We start from the raw sequence: 23645 nt of genomic DNA, 5'->3' as shown, positions 1-23645 counted from the left end.
AAACCGAGAGAAGTGCACAGTTTGCTATTGCATATAAATATACCACCAATTTTGAAACATACTTGTAATAATTGGGGTGTGTTCCAAAATGAGACCACTTAACAACGACTTCGACATTAAACTTTGGATAGAAGCAACTGGCAATAAAGCAAGAATGTACAGCAAAATAAACATAATTAAATAGTTTTCAATCATGCCAAACAATGCTCCAAGCCAGCGATTCACTGTACCTAACACAGGTAAATACGCTATAAAATCAAAAATCGATGCCACAATTTGCATTGTAATTTTCACCGCAAAGAAAATAACTGCAAATGCAATGACACGGTAAAAAGTGCGGTCTAAATCCAGGCTATCAATAACTACTCCAAGACTACCTGAATCCGTTACACCTGGATACGGAACCCAAAACACAAATTTTTGTGCTAATGGTTTATAATAGATATACGCAACTATTAGGGCAACTATAAAGCTAACGATATGCATCATCTGAACAATGAAACCACGTTTTGCACCAATGATGAGCCCGGCTAATAGCACCACTAATATGATTAAATCTAACATTCACTTCAACCCTTTAATTTTTTCAATTCTTCTTCTAGTTTTTCCATTTGTTCTTTTAATAGTAAATAATCATGAACGGTATTTACTGCTGTAAGAACGGCGAGCTTTGTGCTATCAAGAGAGGGATTATGTACATTCATTTCGCGCATACGGTCATCAACAATTGAAGCGACAAGTCGCATATGTCCCATGGATTCAGAGCCGACCATTTTATATGTATGACCGTAGATTTCCACAGAAATTTTATTCTTTTCTTGATTTTCCATAGTCGCACCCTCCTTTAAAAATTTTTGTGCTCACGAATTTTTTTATTGTGAGCCGCTTACACAAAAAAGCTATTTATTATCATACCATGAAAGGTATAAAATTGTGAACAATGAGGACAGAAAGGAACGAGCAAATGTCAAATATTGTACTTTCCATATCAACAAATATACAAAAAGAGGTGATGTCATACTATGCAAACCATTTTATAGAGCGTAAAGCTCCAGGTGTTATCTTTGCCGCAAAGCTCCCAGATACAGCAATTACGATGTACAAATCAGGTAAATTAATGTTCCAAGGGGGAGGAGCTGAGCGAGAAGCTGCGCGCTGGGGAAACATAGAAGTAAAAAATACACAAAAATCATCGTCGTTAGGAGTAAAGGGCGACGTTCTTCCAGAAGGTTTTACTACGATGTCGGTGCTAGGCTCAGACGAAACTGGTACTGGTGATTATTTCGGTCCAATAACAGTTGCAGCCGTATATGTCCCATCATCAAAAATTGCGCTTATAAACGAACTTGGTGTCAAGGACTCAAAAATGCTAACGGATGATTACATGCGTAAAATCGCCCCTGATTTACGTGCAGCTTGTGTCCATAGTGTACTTGTACTACGCAATGAAAAATATAACGAATTACAATCACGAGGCTACTCTCAAGGTAAAATGAAAGCTATGATGCACAATCGAGCACTTAAAAATACATTGGCGAAAATGGCGCCCGAAAAACCAGAACATATTTTGATAGATCAGTTTGCGGAACGCGGCGTTTATTACAATTACTTAAAAAATGAACGAGATATTGTTCGGGAGAATGTGCTATTTTCTACGAAGGCCGAGCAACTACATCTTTCCGTAGCAACTGCATCGATATTAGCTCGTGCTGCATTTTTAAAAGAAATGGACCGTCTAAGCGAGATTGCTGGGATAGAGTTGTTGAAGGGAGCTTCAGCGAAAGTAGATGCATTAGCAGCACGCATTTGGCGGAAACAAGGTGAGGAATTTTTACGTTCCATAACGAAATGGCATTTTGCGAATACTGAGAAAGCTAAAAAGATGAAATAATATTGGCCTATTAGACAAAAAAATTTCGCTATACTCCAGCAGTACAAGTTATACACAACTTGTTCTCTATTGTAGTTAGCGAAATTCTTTATATCAAAAACTTATTATGATCAGATTTTTGTTTAGCCTAATATTTAAACTGTCTAATGGTTTGTTGTAGATTTTCAGACATTTTAGCAAGGGCTTCTGCCGATGCAGCGATTTCTTCCATAGAAGCAAGCTGTTCCTCTGTTGCGGCGGAAATATTTTGTGCACTTGCTGTATTTTCATTTGTTCGCTGAAGCACACTTTCAATTCCTATTGCCACTTGATTGGAGTGTTCAGAAATAACTTTTGCTGTCTCTGAAATTTGTCCTATTTCATAGGTTACGCTTTGTACATTATCACTAATTTCTTTGAATGACTTTCCTGCCATATTTGTTACATCAATTCCCTTTAATACCTCAGCTGAACCAGCAGCCATTGATTCAACCGCTAGTTTTGTATCGGCTTGAATATAATCAATGATATCTTTTATTTGCATTGTTGATTGTGCGGATTGCTCAGCAAGCTTTCGCACCTCATCAGCAACAACTGCAAAACCTTTTCCATGCTCACCTGCACGAGCAGCTTCAATTGCAGCATTTAGAGCTAAAAGATTCGTTTGATCAGCAATTTGCGTAATAGCCTCTACAATACGTCCGATTTCATTTGAACGTTCACTTAGTGTTTGTACGGTGTTTTCAAGTGCTTGGACAGTACTTTGAATCATTTTCATTTGGCCAATTGCTGTTTGAATAGTTTGGTCTCCTATCACAACAGCCTCCATTGCTTTATTCGACATCTCATTAACGGTATCAGACTTAACGGCAATTTGTTGAATGGATGAAGACATTTCAAGTACAGCGTTAGTGCTATCATTAATTGTTTCGGCTTGCAAATCAACCGTTTCAGCAAATGTTTGAATGGAATCAACAATTTGCGATGTAGCTCGTTTATTTTCTGCTGTACTTGCTGTAAGTTCCTCCGATGATGTAGCTAACTGATTGGATTCCTCACCAATGTTACCAACTACACCACGTAAAGATAGAATCATTTTATTGAATATATCCGCCAGTTTACCTATCTCATCATGTCTTTTAATGTCAATTAAATTACGTAAATCACCATCTCCTACCTGCTCAGCTACTGTTGACAACTTATTTAATGGCTGCGTGATTGTTCTTATAATGAAAGCACCAATGATTCCAAATACGATTAGAGCAATGACAATAACGGTCATCGTGTTTATTAATATTGGTTTTGTGATAGCTGCTACGTCTGCCAAATCCATAGTACCAATAATTTTCCATCCCGTTAGTTTATTGGTAGTAAAAAACACTCGATGCTTTTTCCCATCTTCTTCAATGGTAAAACTACCTTCTTCTTTTCCTTGTATCTTTTCTATATATGACTTTTTGAGCTCCGATCCTACCTCTAATTGTGGATCAGCAATAATAAGATTATTGGCATTTACTAATGTAGCATAGCCATTATTACCAATCTCCACTGATTTCACTAGTTCGGAAATTCCGTCTAAATTTAGACCAATAGAAATAGCCCCTGAACGATCCTGTAAACCAGCTGATACTGCTAATATTAATTCACCTGTAATCGTTGATTTATATGGATCAACCATAACGTTTTTGCCTGGTGATTCAATAGCCTTTAAGTACCATGGTCGCGTAAATGGATCATAATCGGCTGAGGATTTAGCATATGGTTCACGCATAAATTTGTGCCCCTCAATTGCTAAATTGACAACAGAGACATTACTATGTAAAGCGTTATATTTTTCTAATTCCTTTAAAGCGTCTACATCTTGCACATTTTTATTAAAAGAAGCAGCTAAATACTCCACATCACTTTGAATAGGTGATATCTCATTTGAAATTAGTGTATTTAATAAATCAACATTTTCCCGCGAGCTATTACTTAATTCCTTGTCATATTGATCAGAAGCCTTCAAATATGAAAACGTACCAATAGCAATACTGGGGATTAAAAGTGTCAAGGTAAACGCCCATATTAATCGGGCTCGCATGGAAAAGCCTCTTCTTTTTCGATGATTTTTCATAATAACTACCACCCCAATAGTAAAATTTTCTATCCAAATTATACTATACACAAATATAAATCAAAAATTTATTTTTTGTTATTTCTAAATATTGCGAAATACTTAAACATGTAAATTAACTTAAAGTCTTCTCTTCAGCGCTTTATTTTCTCCATGTGAATAAAACAAAAAGCTGCCTCATTAAGAGACAGCTCATAAAAACATAATCAATAATACCTCGGCATAATAGCGTCCGGACGCTTTAACTTCTTTCAGCGCTTTAGAGGTACATCTGTACTTGTCGCTACGCGTTCGTTACAAAACATATATGCTGAAAGAAGTTAAAAATTAGCGTACTTCTGTACCTTCAATTGTTGCAATAGCTTTTAACACTTTGTTATGCGCTGCAACAACCTCTTCATCTGTTAAAGTACGTTCTGGATCGAAGTATGTTAGGGAGAATGCAACTGATTTTTTACCAGCCTCCATTTTTTCACCTTCATATACGTCGAATACACGAACGTCTTTCAATAATTTCACGCTTGCTGAGCGAATCGCAGCAATAACCTCTCCAGCTGTTGTTGTACGGTCCATGATAAGTGCAATATCACGAGACATTGCTGGGAAGCGAGGCACTGGTGTATAACCAAGAGGTGCTTCTTTTGCATTAGCATTTAATAATGTTACTAGATTCATTTCCATTATATATGTGTCTTTGACACCCCATGCTTTTTGCTCTGCTGGATGTAATCCACCAATAATACCCACTTGTTCACCGTCTAAAAGAATGCTAGCAGTACGTCCCGGATGTAATCCATCTACTTCAGCTTTCACAAATGAAATACGGTCCTCTAAACCGAGCTTACCGATAACACCTTCTACAATGCCTTTTAAGACGAAGAAATCTACTGCTTTTTTCTCCCCTTGCCAAGCATGGTCAAGCCATTTTCCTGTTACTACTGCCGCCACATGCTCTTCCTCGTATGGTAGCCCCTCTTCTGATTGACCAAGGAATACTGAACCGATTTCATACAATGCCACATTGTCAGCTTTACGTGCAACATTATATGCAGCCGCTTCAATTAAATGTGGGATAAGACTTTGACGTAGTGTTGAACGGTCCTCACTCATCGGCATTAGTAAACGTGTTACTGGCTCAGCTTTCAATGCAAAGCGTTGTGACAATGCATCTGAAGTTAATGAGTAAGTGACAGCTTGGTAAAGGCCTGCCCCCTCCATATAGTTACGAACTACACGACGATTTGCTTGATATGGTGTTAGACGACCTACTTGGTTTGCTCCCTCTGGTAAAGTCATCGGGATTTCATCATAGCCATATAAACGAGCAATTTCTTCTACAATATCTTCTTCAATTTTAATATCTTGACGACGTGTTGGTGCATCAACGATTAGTAAACCATTTGCTGCTTCTACGCCAAATTTAAGACGCTCTAAAATAGTCAACATTTCTTCTAATGAAATTTTCATACCTAAACGTTCATTAATAAAATCTGGAGAAACGACAACACGTGCCGGTGATTTATCTAGTTCATCCACGATGCATGTTCCCTCTAACACTTCACCACCAGCTAGTTCAGCTAGTAGTGCTGCAGCACGTTCTGCAGCTGGTAATACACGGTTAGGGTCAACACCCTTTTCAAAGCGAGCAGAAGCATCTGAACGAAGTCCAAGATGACGTGATGTTTGACGTACAGTTAAACCATCGAAATAAGCAGATTCGATCACAACCGTTGTTGTAGAATCATTTACTTCAGAGTTTGCACCACCCATTACACCTGCGATAGCTACTGGCTCTTTGCCATTTGTAATGACTAAATCTGTTGCTTTTAATGTACGCTCTTGGTCATCTAAAGTAGTAATTTTTTCGCCTTCTGTTGCTTTACGCACTACGATTTCACCTGTTGCAAGACTATCGTAGTCAAAGGCATGAAGCGGTTGACCGTATTCCATTAAAATGTAGTTCGTTACATCGACAACATTATTATGAGGGCGTACACCTGCTGCCATTAAGCGATTTTGTAGCCACATCGGTGATTCCGCGATTTTTACGTTTTTCACAACTTTTGCTACATACATTGGGTTCGCTTGTAAATCTTCTACTCGAAGCTTTAACATGTCTTCTGCTTTTTCAGAAGATGTGCTGTAGGCGATTTCTGGATACTTCACTTCTTCAGATAGAATTGCGCCAACTTCATACGCCACACCTAGCATTGACAGTGCATCTGAGCGGTTTGGTGTTAAACCAAGCTCTAATACTGTGTCACGTAAACCCAAAATAGCAAGGGCATCTGAACCGACCTCTGCACCCTTAGGAAGCACATAAATACCTTCAGAATATGCTTTAGGAACTAGTTTCCCTTCGATTCCTAACTCTTGTAATGAACAAATCATACCGTTTGATTCATGTCCACGAAGTTTCGCTTTTTTTATTTTAATGCCGCCTGGTAAATGTGCACCAGGACGAGCGACAATAACTTTTTGACCAGCATCAACGTTTGGAGCACCACAAATAATTTGTTGTGGTTCAGCTTCACCAACATCCACTTGGCAAATATTTAATTTATCTGCTTCAGGGTGTTTCTCCTTTGATACGACATAGCCGACAACAACTTTATCCATTTCGTTAGCACGGTCAATTACTGCATCTACTTCAATTCCAGAGCGCGTAATTTTTTCAGCTAACTCCTCAGGTGTTAAATCCTGTGTACTTACATAATCTTTTAACCAATCTAATGATACTAACATTTGTTATCCCCCTTACGCCTCTGTTCGCTCGAATTGTGATAAGAAACGTGTGTCACTTGTATAGAAATGACGAATATCGTCGACACCATATTTCAACATTGCGATACGTTCAGCACCAATACCGAATGCAAAGCCTGATACTTTCTTCGGATCATAGCCTGCCATTTCAAGTACATTTGGATGCACCATACCAGCTCCTAAAATTTCAATCCAACCTGTACCTTTACATACGTTACAGCCAGAACCACCACATTTGAAGCAAGAAATATCCATTTCTACAGATGGCTCTGTGAATGGGAAGAAGCTTGGTCGAAGTCGAATTTCGCGCTCCGCACCAAACATTTTTTTCGCTAATGTATCAAGTGTACCTTTAAGGTCACTCATGCGAATATTTTCACCGATCACTAACCCTTCAATTTGCATGAATTGGTGAGAGTGTGTAGCATCATCGTTGTCACGACGGAATACTTTCCCTGGACAAATAATGCGAATTGATTCACCCTTCTTCTCTTCCATCGTGCGAGCTTGCACAGGAGAAGTATGCGTACGTAATAATATTTCCTCGGAAATATAGAACGAATCTTGCATATCACGAGCAGGATGTCCCTTCGGTAAGTTTAGTGCCTCGAAGTTATAATAATCCTTTTCCACTTCCGGTCCTTCAGCAATTTCATAGCCCATACCGATAAATAAATCTTCAATTTCTTCAATAACACGTGTTAATGGATGGCGATTGCCAACTTTAATTTCACGGCCAGGCAAAGTGACATCAATCGACTCACTTGCTAATTTTTCAGCAATTGCTGCTTCCTCTAGCACAGTTACCTTTTCCTCTAATACAGCAGTTACATTTTCACGAACTGAATTGACTAAAGCACCCATTTTTGGGCGTTCCTCAGCTGATAATTTCCCCATACCCTTTAATAAATCAGTGATAGGTCCTTTTTTCCCTAGATATGCTACTCGCACATCATTTAATTCCTTTAAATTTGCTGCCGCTTCAATTTTAGCAAGTGCTTCTTGCTCTAATTGCTTTAATTGCTCTTCCATGTAATAAACCCTCCTTGTTCAAATCCATGCCAATTTTGTTGATGGCATAAAAAAACTCGCCCCTAAAAAAGGGACGAGGACATATTCGCGGTACCACCCTAGTTATTGCAAGGAAAATTCCTAACAATCACTTCATTGACATAACGACTAGATTAAAGCCGGCATACCTTTACAGCGTTTCGCTGGTCCCGGTAGCTGCTCGCGGGATGAATTCAAAATTGCATTGTACGGCACTGGCTCTCAATCTTCGGCCTGCGCTCCCTGTCGTCCATTCACAATCTTTACTACTTCCCGGTCAAAGCATTTTCGTTTACATTTTAACAGTGATTATACAATACTATACCAATTCAAATCAAGAGCCATGTGCCTATTAACAGCAATATAATGGCTTTATCGGCAATTTTAGTTTATCACGTGTGGTTGATTTCCGTTCCGACTAGGCGCTTTGGAGCTGACGCTTTGCTTTCGCTACATAGCAAAGCTTCCTGGGGGCGTCCGACGAGCCGCTTCGCTTCGCTGCAGGATCTCGGGCCAACACGATGTTGGTCACGAAGGCGTTATCACAGGATGTGATGCTTTTAGCCTTCGTTCCTCTATCGCTAATCCCCAAGGAGTCGCCCAGCCTCCACTACAATCAACTAATATCAGTGCCTATATTAAAAAATGTCACCCACAACTGTGATGATTAGTACAGTTGCAACACTTCTATCACCTACTTAACAAATCCATATAAAACGATTCCTGTTGCCACTGCTACATTTAGAGACTCTGCTTGCCCCAAAATTGGAATAATAATATTTTGATCTGTCATCGAAAGTAGTTGTGGATGAATACCACTACCTTCATTCCCCATCATGATCGCGAATGCACCAGTATGTTCAATATCACTATAGACAACTGCATCCTCATCTAAAGCAGTCCCAAATACTGGTACACCATTATTTTGTAGCTGCTCAATCCATTCCTCTAAATCACCACGAATGACCGGGATATGGAAATGTGAGCCTTGTGCAGAACGAAGCGTTTTAGGATTATATAAATCCGCACAGCCCTTACCGAGTATGACTGCATCCAAACCAGCTGCATCTGCAGTACGAATCATCGTCCCAATATTTCCTGGATCTTGCACGGCATCAATTAGTAGCACCTTGCGCCACGTTGCCATTACATCTTCGTCTAACAAAGGCTGCTTACATACCGCAAATACACCTTGAGATGTCTCCGTTTCAGCAAACTCCTTGGCTACAGCCGCCGTTACCTCAACGATGGCTACATTATCAATCGGCCAAAGCATTGGTAATTCTACACCTTCACGTACAATTAGTTGCATCACCTGCTCCGTATTTTTTAATGCTTCTTCCACCAAGTGGAATCCCTCTACTAGGAATTCTCCAGATCTTTCACGCTCTTTACGTGTTGTCGCAAGCTTCTTCCAATATTTCACTAACGCATTTTGCGTAGATTCAATTCTTTTCATCGTACCTCGTACCGCCTTTTTCCTATATATTGTTCATTATTATACAGTAGAAAACGATAAATTACATAGTCATGAAAAAAACAGTTTAATTGTTAAAGCTCATTTTTTTAAAATCAACGTTCTTTTAAGAAAACGAATTGTAATTAACACCCCCAATAAATATAAAATTACAGAAATGTATGTTATAATTTTCAATATTTTTGGAAATACAAAACAATTCCCATTTTGGGTGATGGCTTTGCTAATAGAGATATAAATTTGAGGGTGAAATAAATGAAAAAAAATGTACATGTAGTCGGTGCAATTATTGAAAATGATAAGCACGAAATTTTTTGTGCGTTAAGAAATCCTAATATGGTACTAGCAAATTATTGGGAATTCCCTGGTGGTAAAATCGAAGAGGGAGAATCGCCTGATCAAGCTTTAATTCGTGAAATATTAGAGGAATTTAATTGCTCTATACAAGTTGGTGAAAAGGTTGAGGATACCATTTATGAATATGAAAAATTTATCGTACGCTTAGAAACATTTAAAGCGTCAATTACAAAAGGAGAGCCGGTCCTGCTAGAACATACTGAAATTAGATGGGTTCCTCGAAATGAGCTGCTAAATCTTAATTTTGCTCCCGCTGATATTCCAGCGATCAATAAAATACTTGCAGAAAAATAGTAGAGATAAAGTGAAACTTTAATCAGTGGGGGTTCTTTCCTCCCCACTGATTATTAGTCTTCACAATCAGGCTTTTATGGGCAGTTCATCTTCCTCATTTAAAGCCATTTTTTATTTGGCGGAATACTTTGAGGAAAATGAAATACATTAAACGGATCGTATTTTCCCTTTACCTCTCTAAGCATTCTAAGATTACGACCATAATAAGCAGTTGGCCAATCTTTTATAAAACGATCTGGGAAATTCACATAATCACCAGCAGTGTAAGGTGACAAAGCCCTTCTTAAATTCTCCACCCACTGAATATTTTTTTCTTCTTCTTTAGCTTTTTTCCATGAAGTATTATACTCCTGAGCAATCAAAGCATTCCTATAATAATAAGCTGTTCGGTTTGACGCAGTTTGACTGATCGTACCTCTAAGAGATTGCTGCCAAATGGTCGTGTCTCTATTTGGAGCGTTCGTTAAAAAATCTTTCATTTTTACAATAGCAGCATGAGGGAATGGCCTTTCAATAAAGGATCCTGACCTTTTACGGAAGGCTGGTTTGTTGCCGCTCGGTAAGTCAAAAAATTCTACAGCTTTAATATACGGTACTTCCTTTATCCATATATTCGTTGGTGAACCTGTTTTCCTTAATGGACGTAGTAGTTTCTTTAACTCAGATGCCGTACCTATAAACTCACCTTGAGCAACAATTTCGCCCACTTCCTTAGATTTAAGCTCAATCTGTGAGGTCAAGCGTTCATCTGTATATGGCGCCCATTTTTGCCATGCGTCAAAGGCTCGTTCAAAATCTTCCCATCCCCATGTAATGGAGAAAATCGATACGTTAGAAATAGGATGCAGTTTAAATGTAAGCGCTGTAACGATGCCGAAATTCCCCCCCCCCCCCGCCACAACTTGCCCAAAATAAATCACTATTTTTCTCCTTGTCAGCTTGGATTACTTCGGCCCCTTCATGACCATTTGCAACAACCATTTCAAGTTCAAGTAAATTGTCACATGTTAGCCCAAACGGACGTGATAGCATGCCAATTCCGCCACCAAGTGTCAAACCAACAACCCCTACACTACCTTCAGTTCCTGCCGGGATTGTAAAACCATTTTCCCATAATATCCGATACACTTTTCCTAAATTAGCGCCCGCTTCAATTCTTGCTGTCCTATCTTGCCGGTTAATGGTTATGTCATTCATATCACTAACATCTATTACAAGACCTTCATTTAATAATGAATAATTTTCATAGTTATGTCTTCCACTTCTGATTCGAAATAATTCATTATTTTCTCTTGCCCATCTTAATGCATTGATAACATCTTTCGTATGTCGACAAAATACAATGATACCGGGAAATTTGGAATCATTTAAGTTATTATTTGTTCTTGCTTGCTCATAGTCCGGATCTTTAGGGATAACAATTCTTCCTGTGAGCTTTACTTTCTTCAACATACAGCTCCTCTCTCAAATGATGCAATACATATGTTTTATCCTATGCTTATCACTTGGAAAGAATATGAAAATCGGAATTTTTATCGCTTAAAAATGAAAGATAAATGCTCATTCTCTTTATTCATACATATGATGCTATATTGAAACTACTAAGGAGGTGTCCTTATGATTATTCATGTTGTGAGCGCTGGTGAAACACTTTGGCAAATTGCAAACAGCTATTCTGTACCTATCAATTCCATTATCCAATTAAACGCTTTATCTAATCCAGATCAATTAGTAATCGGGCAATCACTCGTTATCCCTTCCCCTTACACAACCCATATTGTAAAAAAGGGTGACACCTTATGGTCGATCTCCCAACATTACGGGGTGACTATGCAATCGGTTATCACAGAAAATCATTTAACAAATCCAGATGTTTTAACACCTGGAACTAGACTAATTATTCCACCCACTACACATATTGTGCTGCCAGGAGAAACTCTATCGCAAATTGCTACACAATTTGGAACGACTGTTCAAGCAATTGTTTTAGAAAATGGAATTTCCAATCCAAACATGATTTATGCTGGTGCGCATTTGATTATTCCGAGAGCAAAGCCTACCATTGAAGTAAATGCTTATACGTATCAAGAGCCTAAAGAAGCCGTACAGTCGATTAACGCAATCGGTCATCTACTAACTTATTTTAGTCCCTTTGCTTATATGGTGAAGGAGGATGGGACATTACAGCCTATAAAGGATAAAGAAATGATCGATGCAGCTATTGCTAAGAACATTACACCTATGTTGACCCTTACGAATTTCTCTTCCACAGAAGCCGGTTCCAACTTATCACATGTTATTTTATCTAGTGCAGATTTACGGGAAAAGGTTATCAACAATACTTTGCAAGTGATGCAGGAAAAGGGCTATAAAGTTCTAAACGTTGATTTTGAAAACGTTCTTCCAGCAGATCGAGAGAATTACAACACTTTCCTCCAATTAGCTGTTGATCGTCTTCATCCAAAAGGATTCCTAGTATCAACGGCACTTGCGCCAAAAACGAGCGCAACGCAGGCAGGAACTTTATATGAGGCACATGATTATGAAGCACACGGAAGAATTGCAGACTTTGTCATTTTGATGACATATGAGTGGGGATACCGACTTGGTCCACCACAAGCCATTTCACCCATTAACGAGATGAGAAAAGTTGTGGAATATGCTTTATCCGTTATGCCTGCTAACAAAATATTTTTAGGCTTTCAAATTTATGCTCGCGATTGGCTTCTACCTCATGTTAAAGGCCAAGAGGCAGAAACATTCAGCTCTCAAGAAGCCCTTAACAGAGCTATAAAACATGGCGCAACCATTCAATATGATAGAACTGCTCAGTCACCGTATTTCCGTTATGTTGATAAACAAGGTAGAAATCATGAGGTATGGTTTGAAGATGCTAGAAGTGCACAAGCTAAGTTTGACATGACGAAAGAATATAATCTTCGAGGTATTAGCTATTGGGCGTTAGGCTTCCCTTTCCCGCAAAACTGGGCGTTATTAAATAATGGTTTTTCTATCAAAAAGATTTCATTATAAATAAAGACTCATCGTGATGGTGAGGGTGATTTCGGTTCTAAAGATTTTCAATACACCTCTTTGTCCAAAAGGATGTTGATCATGAGGTCGTTAAATAGGTCTTGGAGTTTAGCACCTTTTTACGCTTAGTATGCTCATTTATCTATTTACACAAAAAGCACTAAACGTATATACAATAAATGCTTACCTTTCCCTAGTTTTTCCCATGATAAAAAAATCAATTCAAAGCCATATTAAGAAATATCAAAACGAAAGGAGAAACTGAACATGGGAAGAGACAATAAGCAAGGTAAAAGCGCCAATAAAGGGTCATTGCCTCAAACGCCAAAAAACCAAAAAATAGCGCCTGACAAAGTTAGTGAAGAGTTTTCTCAAGAGTTTATGAACATGATAAATTCAGTCACTAAAGAAGGCAAGACAAAAAAATAAGGGGGCCTTCAAGTGGAATTTACACGTGCACAAGAAATTGTCGCCTCACCAAAAGAATATGAAGTAAGCTATAATGGTGTATCTATTTGGATTGACAAACTTCATGATGATGGTAAAACTGCAACTGTCCATTTACGTCGGTCTTTAGAGGAACGATCCGAAGTGGACATAGGAGAATTAAAAGAAGAGTACCTCGTACATTAAACTTTACCATCAAATAAAAAACTGCTTACTTCCTGTGATGAAGTAAGCAGTTTTCATTTTGTTGAAAAACTATTAAGTCAATAAATTAAGGTAGGTATCCTATTTAGATAAAGTATTGCAATTAGGCAAAACGAGTGTTTGATTTCCGTTCCGACTAGGCGATTTCTGGGGGCGTCCGATGAGCCGCAAGGAATCGACCAGCCTTGATTCCAATCAACCACTTCATCATTCTAACTTCTATCCGTCGCCTTGACGGTTCTATCCACGACTTTGGCTTCTCTATCCACCATTTTAACGGTTCCATCCGTCGCTTCGACTCTTCTTTCCTTCGCTTTGACTGCTCTTTCCGTCGCTTCGACTCTTCTTTCCTTCGCTGACTGTTCTATCCATCGCTTCAGCTTTTCTTTCCGTCGCTTTGACGGTTCTATCCGTCGCTGACTGCTCTTTCCGTCGCTTTGACGGTTCTATCCACGACTTTGGCTTCTCTATCCATCGCTTTGCCGGTTCTATCCATCGCTCTATTTTTCACCACTGAAAATCTCAACTTTAAATGACGAAATCCTCTTCATATTTTAACTCTGTTAAAATATCTCTTGCTCGACTGTGTATCTCGTTAAAGTTATTGGAAATCTGTTCTGCTGAAATCGGCTTACTAAACAAATAACCCTGAATATAATCGCAATCACCGTCAATCAGGAAAGCAAGTTGCTCCACTTCTTCAATTCCTTCAGCAACAACCTTTAATCTCAAATGCTTGGCCATTGATAAAATCATAGAAACGAGCGCTTTATCATTTGAATTATGCTGTATATTTCGAACGAACGCCCGATCAATTTTTAAACAATCGATTGGAAAGTCTTTTAAATACGAAAGCGACGAATACCCTGTCCCAAAGTCATCAACAGCAATTTGTATACCAATTGCCTTTAACTCATGAAGTAGCTGGGTTATTTGATCAATGTTCATCGTCATACTTTCTGTAATTTCCAATTGTAAATATTGCGGTTCTAAATTTGTACGTTGTAAGATTTCTTGCACCATATGCACTAAATCTTGCTGGAATAACTGTCCAATGGATACATTCACAGCAACCTTCATTGGTGGCAAACCTTGCTCCTTCCATGTCTTTGCTTGAGTGCACGCCATTTCTAAAATCCATTTTCCTAAAGGAATAATTAGACCAGATTCTTCTGCAATTGGGATAAACAACTCAGGTGAAACAAATCCACGGGTTGGATGACGCCAACGTACTAGCGCTTCCACCGATTCGATTTTACCCGTTTTTAAATTTACTTGAGGCTGAAAATCCAAGTAAAATTCTTCATTAGCTAATGCTTTATGAAGCTCTTGCTCAATCAATATACGATCAGCAATGCCATTTGACATATACGGCTTATAAAAAAGAACTCTTTGAGGTATTTGACCCGCTTCTCTCATCGCTAACTGAGCGTGCATTAAAAGCTCTTCACCTGAGCAATCTTCTTCATGCAGGGCAATGCCAATATTAAGATTTCCGTTAAGTGGAAAAAGTTGTACTTGTAATGGTTTTTTCATCGTACTCTTCAAGTTCAAGCAAAATTGTAGCAACTCTTCTCTTGTCTTCACATGATTAATATAAATAATAAACTGTCCCTCATGAAGCTTTGTAGCAAAATAATGAGGGGGTAATATAGCTTGAATTCTCTCAGCTACGAGCTTCATCATTGTATTAGAATAGCTAATACCTATAGATGAACGAATAGCAGCAAGGCGATCAATTTCGATTGCAATGATTGCTTTTTGACGACTATTGTCATGTAATTCCTCTTTTAAGGTTTTCAATAACAAATGTTCATTTGGAAGCTTAGTAATATCATCATGATAAGCTTGAAAATGAAGCTCCTGCTGCGAATGCTCAAGATCCCGCTTTATTTTTAAAAGTTGCGTATATGGTTTTTCAACAGTTGTATAATAAATAGCTTTTAGGAAAAAGAAGAATGCAAAAAATTGATAAATTAATGCAGGAAAGCCCCAAATTGATGTCAAATCTTTGATGAACGCAAAGAAAATATCACTAATAATTAAATAAGTTGCTGCGCTAATAAGCCACATAACTCGTTTTGGCAACTTTTTTATATATTTACTCAAAATCACTATCGTTACACTTTGTAAGACAGCAGACGTTAAATGAGCAATAGCGCTTGCTTTCAGCAACAATTGTTCTTCAAGTAAAAAATATTTTGAAGAGAGATACACTAGAAAAAGGCTCAGTAGTACAAATAATAAGGAACTGCAATATGTATAATTACGATCATTCATCGTTAAGCGTTTTTTTGGCTTTAAAATAATAAAAACAAAACCGATTGATAAGCATAAACGCATGATTAAATCCAACCATATTTCCAAATATAGTGTATCAGCCATTGGATATTGAGCGATTACCACGCTCACTAATTCAAACAAGGCGATGATAAAAAATAAATTACCTATGTATAATGTTTGACTCGATAATAAGTGTGAAAAAACGAGCCAAGATTGAATAGCGATTGCCATTGTAAAAACAATAATTAGTATTTGTATAATCAAATTCAAACAAATATAACTTTCTTCCTCAAAAGGACCAAATACCTGATTACTTAAACCTAATATTGGCAACACTAGCAATAGTGGCAATACTATATACCAAATCTCTTTCTTTTCTATCTCTAATTGTTTCAACCAATTCTCCAACAGAAACCCTCCATACCAATAATCAAATTAGATAGGTAATATGAACTGCCCAAAGGAAAAATAAAATTAAAAATTGTATTTTTCTTTGACTTCTTACAAATCATAGCATTTTTATTAGAATTTGTATGCAAATATAAAAAGTATGCCAATATTCAGTTATGATATTAGCATACCTTTGATGCTTATCGTACTATTTATAATAACTCGCGAAGCTTAATCATTATTCTTGTACGTCTTTTTTTAACTGCGTCCACAGATATACCTAGTTCTTTTGCTATTTCAAAGTAACTAAAACCTTCTACATATAAAAGTAGTATTATTTTTCTTTCTTCAAATTTCAAATGAGACATAATGCGTTCTATAAAAACTGGACTGCTTTCATTCATTTCATGATCTCGAATATAATTTATCGTGTCATTTTCCATAGGTGTATGAATATTTTCAAAACTCTTTTCCTTTGAAAGCTCTTTTAAAATTTCTCCTTTTACGGTTGTATAAATATAAGCAGAAAACAGCCCTTTTGATTGATCCGCTTTACGCCAAGCCTCCCACACGGCTATGGATGCTATATGACGATAATACTCAAAATCTTTATAAATACGGCACCTTAACAAAATCGACGTTATCATTGGTTGGACTAATTCTAATACTTCCTCAAATGATTGTTCAGGTGATAACTTTTGCTTATTATGCTGTGTTGTCATCCTATTGTCCTGTCGACTGTGCACAGTCCATTATTCCTAGGTACCTTCATCTTAGTTACAATACAAGGAGGTGTCTAACCGCTCATTTGTCATTATGATCAGAAAGTTTTTATAAGTCCTTTTTAATATTTATACATAACAACAGTATAATATTTCAAAAATCATATGTTTTAACTTCTTTCAGCATTCATCTCCTACCTCTTTAAGTGGTGAAATGAATGCTGGTTTAAGTTCCTTTTCAACAGGTGTCCTGACATCCGATAGAGGAACTCAGTCTAAGAGCACCACATCCTGCGGCAATTTATCTGTGCGAAAGCGTAGCGACAGCAACACGGTTTTGTCTGTGCGAAAGCGAAGCGACAGCAACAACAACGACTGAGTGATCAACATCATGCGTTAGCATTACGCTTTCGCAGAAAAAAACATCTGTTGGCCTAAAGCTCCGGCGGATGTCACAGAATCGGAAAGGAAATCTTTCGTGCAAGCACAAAGCTGATTCCGGACGCATTGTTTATCTAAGCGACAGCGGAATTATGCCGAGGCATAATTGATTTGTCACGCTATACATATTTCTTAAAAGGTTGGACAAAATTACTACTAAGGAGGCGAAATAGATGAATTTTCAAATAAGAGATGCGATTACGACAAATGTACATGGTCAATCAGCGGCCGAATTTAAGGATATTGTCGAAGATGCAATTAGCCGTGGTGAAGAGCATTTACTTCCAGGGCTTGGTGTGTTTTTTGAAAAATGGTGGCAGCAATCTAGTCCAACTGAGCAGGATGCTTTTGTTCAAAAACTTGAAAAAGCCTTTGCTCACTAACTTTTTATAGACAGTTCATTCCTTTTCCAATAAATGCATGATAAAGTTTAACTTATCAGAAAATTAGGAGGGATTGGAATGACTGTTGCTGTAGAATTAATAGTAAATCAACTAAAAAAGATTTTATCTGAAGAACAGGTGTCAACAAACGAAACGGTGCGACAGCTACATGGAAGGGACGAATCTCATCATACAATGAGCTTACCAGATATCGTTGTCTTTCCTCGTTCCACGGCCGATGTCAGTGCCATCTTAAAAATTGCGCATGCGGAACGTGTACCAGTCGTACCTTTTGGTGTTGGCTCAAGCTTGGAAGGTAATGCAATTCCCATTGCAAATGGCATTTCTATCGATTTCTCTGAAATGAATGCTATTTTAGAAATTCGACCAGATGACCTGCTTGTGAAAGTACAACCGGGTGTAACACGTGCTCAATTGAATAAAGAATTAAAAAAACATGGACTTCAATTCACAGTTGACCCTGGTGCTGACGCTACACTTGGTGGAATGGCAGCAACAAATGCCAGCGGGACAACAGCAGTGCGGTATGGTGTTATGCGCGATCAAGTACGAGATTTAGAGGTTGTACTCGCAGACGGTTCAGTCATTCATACCGGTAGCTTAGCAGCAAAATCCTCTTCTGGTTATCACTTGAATGGCCTTTTCATTGGCTCTGAAGGTACGCTAGGTTGCTTTACAGAATTAACTTTACAAGTCTATGGAATACCCGAATTTGTAACGGCGGGACGTGCAGTTTTTACGACAGTTGGCGATGCTGTCAGTGCAGTAACCGCATTGTTGCAAGCGGGCATTTCAATTGGCCGTGTTGAGCTGGTCGATGAAGCCTCTATCAAACAAGCAAATATTTATAATGAAACATCCTATGAAGAAAAACCGACACTATTTCTAGAATTTCACGGAAATAAAGAAGGTATGCATGCCGATATAGATTTTGCTAGTGAAATTTTTGAGGACTTTGGCTGTCTTTCTGTTGAATTTGAACAAGACAATTCAGCTCGGAATAAGCTCTGGGAGGCGCGCCATTCATTGGCCTATGCATATATCCATGCATATCCAGGGAAAAAGCTTATGTCGACTGATGTTTGTGTGCCAATATCTATGCTTGCTGAATCCGTTTTATATGCTCGTGAACAGCTTGAGGAAGTTGGTCTTGCAGGTGGAATTGTAGGTCATGTTGGAGACGGTAACTTCCATGCCTTGTTAATGTTAGATCCAAACGATGCTGAGGAGCAGGCAAAAGCAGACCGCTTCAATGAGCATATTGTCCAATTTGCTTTACTACGTGGTGGCACATGTACTGGTGAACATGGGGTTGGTATTGGAAAAATGAAATATCAATCTACAGAGCACGGAACATCTCTATTAGTGATGAAAAGCATCAAGGCAACACTTGATCCACATAATATTTTGAATCCAGGGAAAATTTTCAACATGTAATGTAGATAAAACACGATCTCGCCACGAAAGGTGAGACCGTGTTTTTCATTTGAGATTATCGACTGTTACGCTTCGTCCCTAATGCGCTTGGTATCATCGTTTCAACAAGGTAATCTCCTTCTTCAAATATTATTTTTTTTAACTCAATACCGAAAAATTCCTTCATCCTTGCTTCAGTCATTACCTCCTGTACTTTACCGTAGATGACGCCTTTTTCTTTTGCAGTCATCAAGATTCGATCTGCTAGATAAAACGCATGATTTGGGTAATGGGTATTGATTATGCATGAAATACCACGTTCCTTCGATAAACGCTTAATCGTTTGTAAAATAACTATTTGTTTTTGAATATCCAAATGCGACTCTGGTTCATCTAAAATCAAAACTTCTGGTTCAGAAACAAGAGTTCTTGCAATTAAAGCTAACTGCAACTCACCACCACTAATTTCATTGCATGATTTTTTAGCAAGATGTAAAATGTCAACCGTCTTCAGTGCTTGATGAGCCGCTCCCAAATCCTTCGCAGATGGCTGCGCTAAGGTGCTAATATACGGGGCTCTCCCCATAACGACAAGCTCTTCTACAGAAAATCCAAATACCATTTTATGCGCTTGGGGCACATAACCAACGCGTTTCCATAGTTCTTTCCGATTTAATGCTGCAAGTGGTTTGCTATCTATTAAAGTCTCGCCTTTTTTCCATTCAAGTAACCCCGTTATACATTTTAACATCGTCGTTTTCCCTGCTCCGTTCGGACCTAGAATCGCCATTATTTCACCAGGCTCCAATGAGAAATTGATGTCTTTTGCATATAAATCAGGTAATTTTTTTTGTCTTTTTTCATAATGATAATTTCCGTTTATCACTTCAATTTTCATGCCCAGCCTCCTCCTGAACGGCGTAATAAATAAGCAAAGAACGGCGCTCCAATAATTGCTGTTAAAATAGATAAAGGTATCTCCGTTGCTGTTAATGAACGAGCTAAATCATCAATTACTAATAAATAAATACTACCTATAGCCACAGATACTGGTAATACAAATTGATTATTATTACCGACTAGCATTCGTGCAACATGCGGAATAATTAAACCAACCCAACCAACAATTCCAGCAACAGCTACGGATGCAGCTGTAATTAAAGTTGCTCCGAATATGACGAACCACTTTAAACGAGTAACGGGAATTCCCATTGATTCTGCCTCGTCCTCCGGCAATGTTAAAATATTCAATCGCCAACGTAGTAAGTACAATAGTAAAATTCCAATTAATATGAGTGGACCACCAATATACAAATCCTTATAGGTTGCTGTACCAAGACTCCCCATTAACCAATAAGTGATGGCAGGAAGTTTTTCCTCTGGATCGGCCACAAATTTTGTTAAGGAAATTAATGCATTAAAAAGTGCTGACGTAACAACACCAGCTAAGACAAACATAAAAATAGGTGCATTTTTCTTTGCCCCTGCAATTAAATACGTAAAGCCAATTGCACCTAATCCAAAGATAAGTGCCATCATTTGAGCTACAAAGTTTTGTCCAAATAATAATATCCCAAGCGATGCTCCAAACCCTGCACCCGCAGAAACGCCCAATATATCAGGTGATACTAGTGGATTTCCAAACATACCTTGAAAACCTGCACCAGCAATAGATAAACCACCACCAATTAATAGAGCAAGTAAGATTCGAGGTAAACGAATATTCATAACTACAGTTTCTTCCATACTTGTCCATGTTTGTTCAATAGGAAATACTTGAGAAGCTAGGATTTTAATAATATGCTCCATGCTTACCCCAAATCGTCCAACACCAAGAGAAACGATTGCTACCAAAATCGGTAGCAACCATAAAAGTATAATTTTCCATTTCTTCATTTCACAATCAGTCCTTAATATTTCGCTGCATCGGAAGAAGGATTTAAAATAGTGTGGATTTCCTTATCTGAAACATCAAATTCATAGAAATCCTTATAGTAAGCTTTAATCTCATCTTCTATTTTATAGTTAAGTAATGTTGGGTGATTTTTTTGTGCCATCCATTTTAGCATTAATGGCGCATCGCCACTTGGTGGGAACCAGCGATAAATACCTAATGGAATTTTATAAACTTTTCCCTCTTGAACAGCTTTCACCTGACTCCAATCCTGTCCACTCACCTTGTTTTCAAGTAAGTCTTCTGGCTGCGTTTCAGTAAAGTTAGTGATATAAATTATATCTGGATTCCAAGCATAAATTTGCTCCATATTTACTTCTTTCTTGCCTTGTACATCATTTTCAGCAACGTCTACAGCTCCAGTTGCGTTAAGCCATTGATTACCGAAAAAGTTTTTACCACCAACCGTGATGGATTTATCATTATGCATATGCAGTATCATCGCACGAGGCTTGTCCTGAGTGGCAACATCTTTTAATTTAGCATCAAGTTCGGACTGCACTTTTTTACCTTCATCTAAAAAACGGTCAGCACGGTCAGTAGTTCCTGTCATTTGACTCGTTAACGTCAACCAACTATTGAATGTTGCTAGAGGCTCAGCAGCTGCGGCATCAATCGCTTTTACTGCAACAACAGGGATTCCTGCCTCTGTAATTTTATTAATGGAATCCTCATTTGTTGAAATCTCTACATATAGTTGAGGGTTCACTTTCATTAATTCTTCCACATTCACTTCACCATTTTGAATAAACGATGTTTCTGCTTTTAAAACATCTGGTGAGATTTTTGCTAAAATTGAATTTTTCGCGGCATTATACGAATTTGGGTGCATACCAACAATTTCTTTCGTTGAGTTTGTAGCGACATACCATGTGGAGAAATAAGGTAAAATCCCACCTGTCACGACACGTTCAATTTTGCCTGGTACTATTACTTCACGTCCAAGCTGATCCGTCACAACTTTCTCCTCCGCTGTTGTCTGAACCTCCGACTTTGAAGATTCTGCGGATTGATTAGACTTTGATTGTCCCTCTTGATTGCCACAGGCTGCAAGCATTGCTGTTAATGTTAGTGCTGCCAAATAACCATATTTTTTCATTGATTTTCTTCCTCTCTTAACCATTTTGCAATTCCATGTAAAAAGGGTTTTGACTGATCGATAAAACCAAGCCCGATATGGAACATTGGATCTAGTGTAGTGACAACTAATTCGCCTTTAAAACTTACGCTGTCGATATAAAATAGTGAGCGACCACCTGGGATATCGAGTAAAGATTGAGCACCAACTGGTGGTAAAAACGAGCCATGATAATGCCACTTCATATCACGAAGCGTTATAAATTTGAATAATGGATGTGTTGTATTTTGCTCACTCATTGGTAAATCGCCGCCGTCGCGCACCCACCAACTAAAATTAACTTCCGAATCCTCCCAATCAATTGTAGGAAACCAATTATCTAAAATCTCACCAAAAATAATGAGTCGCTTACCTGATTCAATAAATGTGAGAAGCTGTGATTGATAACGCTTCAAATGGGGAATATCTAGACGGCATGATAAAATCAATGTGTCATAATCTGCTAAATTATATCGATGTAATTCTTGAATATGTAAAATATCATCATATAAATAATGAAATTCCTGCTCTTCAAAAAATCGCTTTTGAAAGGGTAATCCATTTGTTACGATACCGATCATTGTGCCCCCACTCCCTTCAATTGATTGCGGTCATACTCTTCTCGGATGCATGTAAGCATTTGCAAACTTAAATAACGCGAGGAATTATTTTCATTGATAAACACTCGATAGATGTCCGTCCCTGCGCCAGCAAAAATTGTGCCATTTGTTGAATCACGATCCACATAAATGATAGTCGCACCACTTTGATCGGTCACAAGAACCTCTGCATGTAATGGAATCTTTTCAAAATAACCACGAGAAAAAAATCCTCTAACCCCTTTACGGTAGTTAATATCATAAGCATCAATACTTGCGAATAATGGATGTATTGGCTCTTTTATAATTATTTCACGATCCTTTAATAGAATCGGAGACCGTTTCCAATTAGGAACTCCTGTTAACCAAGGTAATGATGTCTCTGTAAGTGAAAAAATAACGCCACCTTGAGTCAAATATTGATCCAAAACATTTCTATGCTCTAATAAAAATTGCTCATCCACTAAATTAGTAATAATTAAGCCTGCATAGGCACGTAAATCGGTATACGGTAAATCGTATACATATAAAAACGTTAATCCTCGCCTTCGATCCTCATCTGTCAGTCTCGAAAACTGTATATCAATACCAACATAAGCAATTGGTTTCAAAGAGAACCCTTCTTTCTATTCCATCATTATTGATAATGATTATCATTTGCATCTAAATACACATTACAGTATAGTGATAACGATTATCATTGTCAAA

The 23645-nt window shown here is 38.0% G+C and carries 20 protein-coding genes and 1 pseudogene; 7 read left to right on the top strand and 14 right to left on the bottom strand.

Features of this window, described 5'->3' with window-relative positions; translation table 11 throughout:
- Window positions 1-24: 24 nt before the first annotated feature.
- Window positions 25-564 (bottom strand): CvpA family protein, encoded by a 540-nt coding sequence (locus C7Y47_RS11105; RefSeq protein ID WP_142508851.1) that lies wholly within the window; start codon window positions 562-564, stop codon window positions 25-27.
- Between the two features lie 5 nt (window positions 565-569).
- Entirely contained in the window at window positions 570-830 is a 261-nt protein-coding gene (zapA, locus tag C7Y47_RS11100; protein ID WP_132357145.1) for a cell division protein ZapA, read from the bottom strand.
- A 134-nt stretch (window positions 831-964) separates the two neighbouring features.
- Here zapA and rnhC point away from each other — a divergent pair, with 134 nt between their 5' ends.
- Entirely contained in the window at window positions 965-1891 is a 927-nt protein-coding gene (rnhC, locus tag C7Y47_RS11095) for a ribonuclease HIII (RefSeq protein ID WP_142508850.1), read from the top strand.
- Window positions 1892-2018: 127 nt separating this feature from the next.
- On the opposite strand, the gene C7Y47_RS11090 is transcribed toward rnhC, so the two are convergent.
- The 4 genes from C7Y47_RS11090 to C7Y47_RS11075 all read right to left on the bottom strand — a co-directional run bounded on the left by C7Y47_RS11090 (window position 2019) and on the right by C7Y47_RS11075 (window position 9258).
- A complete protein-coding gene (locus tag C7Y47_RS11090) occupies window positions 2019-3986 on the bottom strand; it encodes a methyl-accepting chemotaxis protein (RefSeq protein WP_142508849.1) in 1968 nt (655 codons plus the stop codon).
- A 327-nt stretch (window positions 3987-4313) separates the two neighbouring features.
- A complete protein-coding gene (pheT, locus tag C7Y47_RS11085) occupies window positions 4314-6731 on the bottom strand; it encodes a phenylalanine--tRNA ligase subunit beta (RefSeq protein WP_142508848.1) in 2418 nt (805 codons plus the stop codon).
- Window positions 6732-6743: 12 nt separating this feature from the next.
- Entirely contained in the window at window positions 6744-7781 is a 1038-nt protein-coding gene (gene pheS / locus C7Y47_RS11080) for a phenylalanine--tRNA ligase subunit alpha (protein WP_142508847.1), read from the bottom strand.
- 712 nt (window positions 7782-8493) lie between these two features.
- Window positions 8494-9258 carry a TrmH family RNA methyltransferase gene (locus tag C7Y47_RS11075; RefSeq protein ID WP_142508846.1) on the bottom strand — a complete coding sequence of 255 codons (765 nt, stop codon included), beginning with the start codon at window positions 9256-9258 and terminating at the stop codon, window positions 8494-8496.
- Between the two features lie 273 nt (window positions 9259-9531).
- Here C7Y47_RS11075 and C7Y47_RS11070 point away from each other — a divergent pair, with 273 nt between their 5' ends.
- Window positions 9532-9927 (top strand): (deoxy)nucleoside triphosphate pyrophosphohydrolase, encoded by a 396-nt coding sequence (locus C7Y47_RS11070; RefSeq protein WP_142508845.1) that lies wholly within the window; start codon window positions 9532-9534, stop codon window positions 9925-9927.
- A 98-nt stretch (window positions 9928-10025) separates the two neighbouring features.
- Here the strand turns inward: C7Y47_RS11070 and C7Y47_RS11065 are convergent.
- Window positions 10026-11376 (bottom strand): annotated as a pseudogene (locus tag C7Y47_RS11065) (FAD-binding oxidoreductase).
- A 168-nt stretch (window positions 11377-11544) separates the two neighbouring features.
- On the opposite strand from C7Y47_RS11065, the gene C7Y47_RS11060 reads away from it, so the two are divergent.
- From C7Y47_RS11060 to C7Y47_RS11050, 3 genes are all read left to right on the top strand, one after another.
- On the top strand, window positions 11545-12960 hold the full coding sequence (locus C7Y47_RS11060) for a LysM peptidoglycan-binding domain-containing protein (RefSeq protein ID WP_142508844.1): 1416 nt from the start codon (window positions 11545-11547) through the stop codon (window positions 12958-12960).
- Window positions 12961-13227: 267 nt separating this feature from the next.
- The gene (locus C7Y47_RS11055; protein ID WP_142508843.1) at window positions 13228-13389 is read left to right on the top strand and encodes a YfhD family protein; all 162 of its coding nucleotides are present in this window, start codon (window positions 13228-13230) and stop codon (window positions 13387-13389) included.
- A gap of 12 nt (window positions 13390-13401) precedes the next feature.
- A complete protein-coding gene (locus tag C7Y47_RS11050) occupies window positions 13402-13593 on the top strand; it encodes an H-type small acid-soluble spore protein (protein ID WP_142508842.1) in 192 nt (63 codons plus the stop codon).
- Between the two features lie 546 nt (window positions 13594-14139).
- Here C7Y47_RS11050 and C7Y47_RS11045 read toward each other — a convergent pair.
- Window positions 14140-16302 carry a bifunctional diguanylate cyclase/phosphodiesterase gene (locus tag C7Y47_RS11045; RefSeq protein WP_255505131.1) on the bottom strand — a complete coding sequence of 721 codons (2163 nt, stop codon included), beginning with the start codon at window positions 16300-16302 and terminating at the stop codon, window positions 14140-14142.
- 194 nt (window positions 16303-16496) lie between these two features.
- Window positions 16497-17006: a sigma-70 family RNA polymerase sigma factor gene (locus C7Y47_RS11040; RefSeq protein ID WP_142508841.1), complete on the bottom strand. Its 510-nt coding sequence runs from the start codon at window positions 17004-17006 to the stop codon at window positions 16497-16499.
- A 614-nt stretch (window positions 17007-17620) separates the two neighbouring features.
- Here C7Y47_RS11040 and sspI point away from each other — a divergent pair.
- Window positions 17621-17830 (top strand): small acid-soluble spore protein SspI, encoded by a 210-nt coding sequence (gene sspI / locus C7Y47_RS11035; protein WP_132357157.1) that lies wholly within the window; start codon window positions 17621-17623, stop codon window positions 17828-17830.
- A gap of 78 nt (window positions 17831-17908) precedes the next feature.
- A complete protein-coding gene (locus C7Y47_RS11030; RefSeq protein WP_142508840.1) occupies window positions 17909-19288 on the top strand; it encodes an FAD-binding oxidoreductase in 1380 nt (459 codons plus the stop codon).
- A 55-nt stretch (window positions 19289-19343) separates the two neighbouring features.
- Here the strand turns inward: C7Y47_RS11030 and C7Y47_RS11025 are convergent, their stop codons facing one another.
- Genes C7Y47_RS11025 through C7Y47_RS11005 form a run of 5 tightly spaced genes read right to left on the bottom strand, consistent with a single transcriptional unit; the run spans window position 19344 to window position 23548 of the window.
- Window positions 19344-20165: an ABC transporter ATP-binding protein gene (locus C7Y47_RS11025; protein ID WP_142508839.1), complete on the bottom strand. Its 822-nt coding sequence runs from the start codon at window positions 20163-20165 to the stop codon at window positions 19344-19346.
- Entirely contained in the window at window positions 20162-21163 is a 1002-nt protein-coding gene (locus tag C7Y47_RS11020; RefSeq protein WP_142508838.1) for a FecCD family ABC transporter permease, read from the bottom strand. Before C7Y47_RS11020 ends, C7Y47_RS11025 begins: the two co-directional genes overlap by 4 nt.
- Before the next feature lie 14 nt (window positions 21164-21177).
- Complete coding sequence (locus C7Y47_RS11015) at window positions 21178-22320, bottom strand: ABC transporter substrate-binding protein (RefSeq protein WP_142508837.1); 1143 nt, start codon at window positions 22318-22320, stop codon at window positions 21178-21180.
- On the bottom strand, window positions 22317-22919 hold the full coding sequence (locus tag C7Y47_RS11010; protein WP_142508836.1) for a hypothetical protein: 603 nt from the start codon (window positions 22917-22919) through the stop codon (window positions 22317-22319). Before C7Y47_RS11010 ends, C7Y47_RS11015 begins: the two co-directional genes overlap by 4 nt.
- The gene (locus C7Y47_RS11005; RefSeq protein ID WP_142508835.1) at window positions 22916-23548 is read right to left on the bottom strand and encodes a hypothetical protein; all 633 of its coding nucleotides are present in this window, start codon (window positions 23546-23548) and stop codon (window positions 22916-22918) included. Before C7Y47_RS11005 ends, C7Y47_RS11010 begins: the two co-directional genes overlap by 4 nt.
- Between the last annotated feature and the right edge of the window lie 97 nt (window positions 23549-23645).

It is taken from the genome of Lysinibacillus sphaericus, assembly GCF_006864135.1.
GTDB lineage: Bacteria > Bacillota > Bacilli > Bacillales_A > Planococcaceae > Lysinibacillus.
This window is presented reverse-complemented; position numbering and strand designations above follow the sequence as displayed.

What these genes read in the sequence shown, in the direction of transcription:
- C7Y47_RS11075 (WP_142508846.1), bottom strand. Translation starts at nt 9,258, where the DNA reads ATGAAAAGAATTGAATCTACGCAAAATGCGTTAGTGAAATATTGGAAG.
- C7Y47_RS11030 (WP_142508840.1), top strand. Translation starts at nt 17,909, where the DNA reads ATGACTGTTGCTGTAGAATTAATAGTAAATCAACTAAAAAAGATTTTA.
- pheT (WP_142508848.1), bottom strand. Translation starts at nt 6,731, where the DNA reads ATGTTAGTATCATTAGATTGGTTAAAAGATTATGTAAGTACACAGGAT.
- C7Y47_RS11105 (WP_142508851.1), bottom strand. Translation starts at nt 564, where the DNA reads ATGTTAGATTTAATCATATTAGTGGTGCTATTAGCCGGGCTCATCATT.
- rnhC (WP_142508850.1), top strand. Translation starts at nt 965, where the DNA reads ATGTCAAATATTGTACTTTCCATATCAACAAATATACAAAAAGAGGTG.
- pheS (WP_142508847.1), bottom strand. Translation starts at nt 7,781, where the DNA reads ATGGAAGAGCAATTAAAGCAATTAGAGCAAGAAGCACTTGCTAAAATT.
- C7Y47_RS11020 (WP_142508838.1), bottom strand. Translation starts at nt 21,163, where the DNA reads ATGAAGAAATGGAAAATTATACTTTTATGGTTGCTACCGATTTTGGTA.
- C7Y47_RS11010 (WP_142508836.1), bottom strand. Translation starts at nt 22,919, where the DNA reads ATGATCGGTATCGTAACAAATGGATTACCCTTTCAAAAGCGATTTTTT.
- zapA (WP_132357145.1), bottom strand. Translation starts at nt 830, where the DNA reads ATGGAAAATCAAGAAAAGAATAAAATTTCTGTGGAAATCTACGGTCAT.
- C7Y47_RS11040 (WP_142508841.1), bottom strand. Translation starts at nt 17,006, where the DNA reads ATGACAACACAGCATAATAAGCAAAAGTTATCACCTGAACAATCATTT.
- C7Y47_RS11015 (WP_142508837.1), bottom strand. Translation starts at nt 22,320, where the DNA reads ATGAAAAAATATGGTTATTTGGCAGCACTAACATTAACAGCAATGCTT.
- C7Y47_RS11090 (WP_142508849.1), bottom strand. Translation starts at nt 3,986, where the DNA reads ATGAAAAATCATCGAAAAAGAAGAGGCTTTTCCATGCGAGCCCGATTA.
- C7Y47_RS11025 (WP_142508839.1), bottom strand. Translation starts at nt 20,165, where the DNA reads ATGAAAATTGAAGTGATAAACGGAAATTATCATTATGAAAAAAGACAA.
- sspI (WP_132357157.1), top strand. Translation starts at nt 17,621, where the DNA reads ATGAATTTTCAAATAAGAGATGCGATTACGACAAATGTACATGGTCAA.
- C7Y47_RS11055 (WP_142508843.1), top strand. Translation starts at nt 13,228, where the DNA reads ATGGGAAGAGACAATAAGCAAGGTAAAAGCGCCAATAAAGGGTCATTG.
- C7Y47_RS11070 (WP_142508845.1), top strand. Translation starts at nt 9,532, where the DNA reads ATGAAAAAAAATGTACATGTAGTCGGTGCAATTATTGAAAATGATAAG.
- C7Y47_RS11060 (WP_142508844.1), top strand. Translation starts at nt 11,545, where the DNA reads ATGATTATTCATGTTGTGAGCGCTGGTGAAACACTTTGGCAAATTGCA.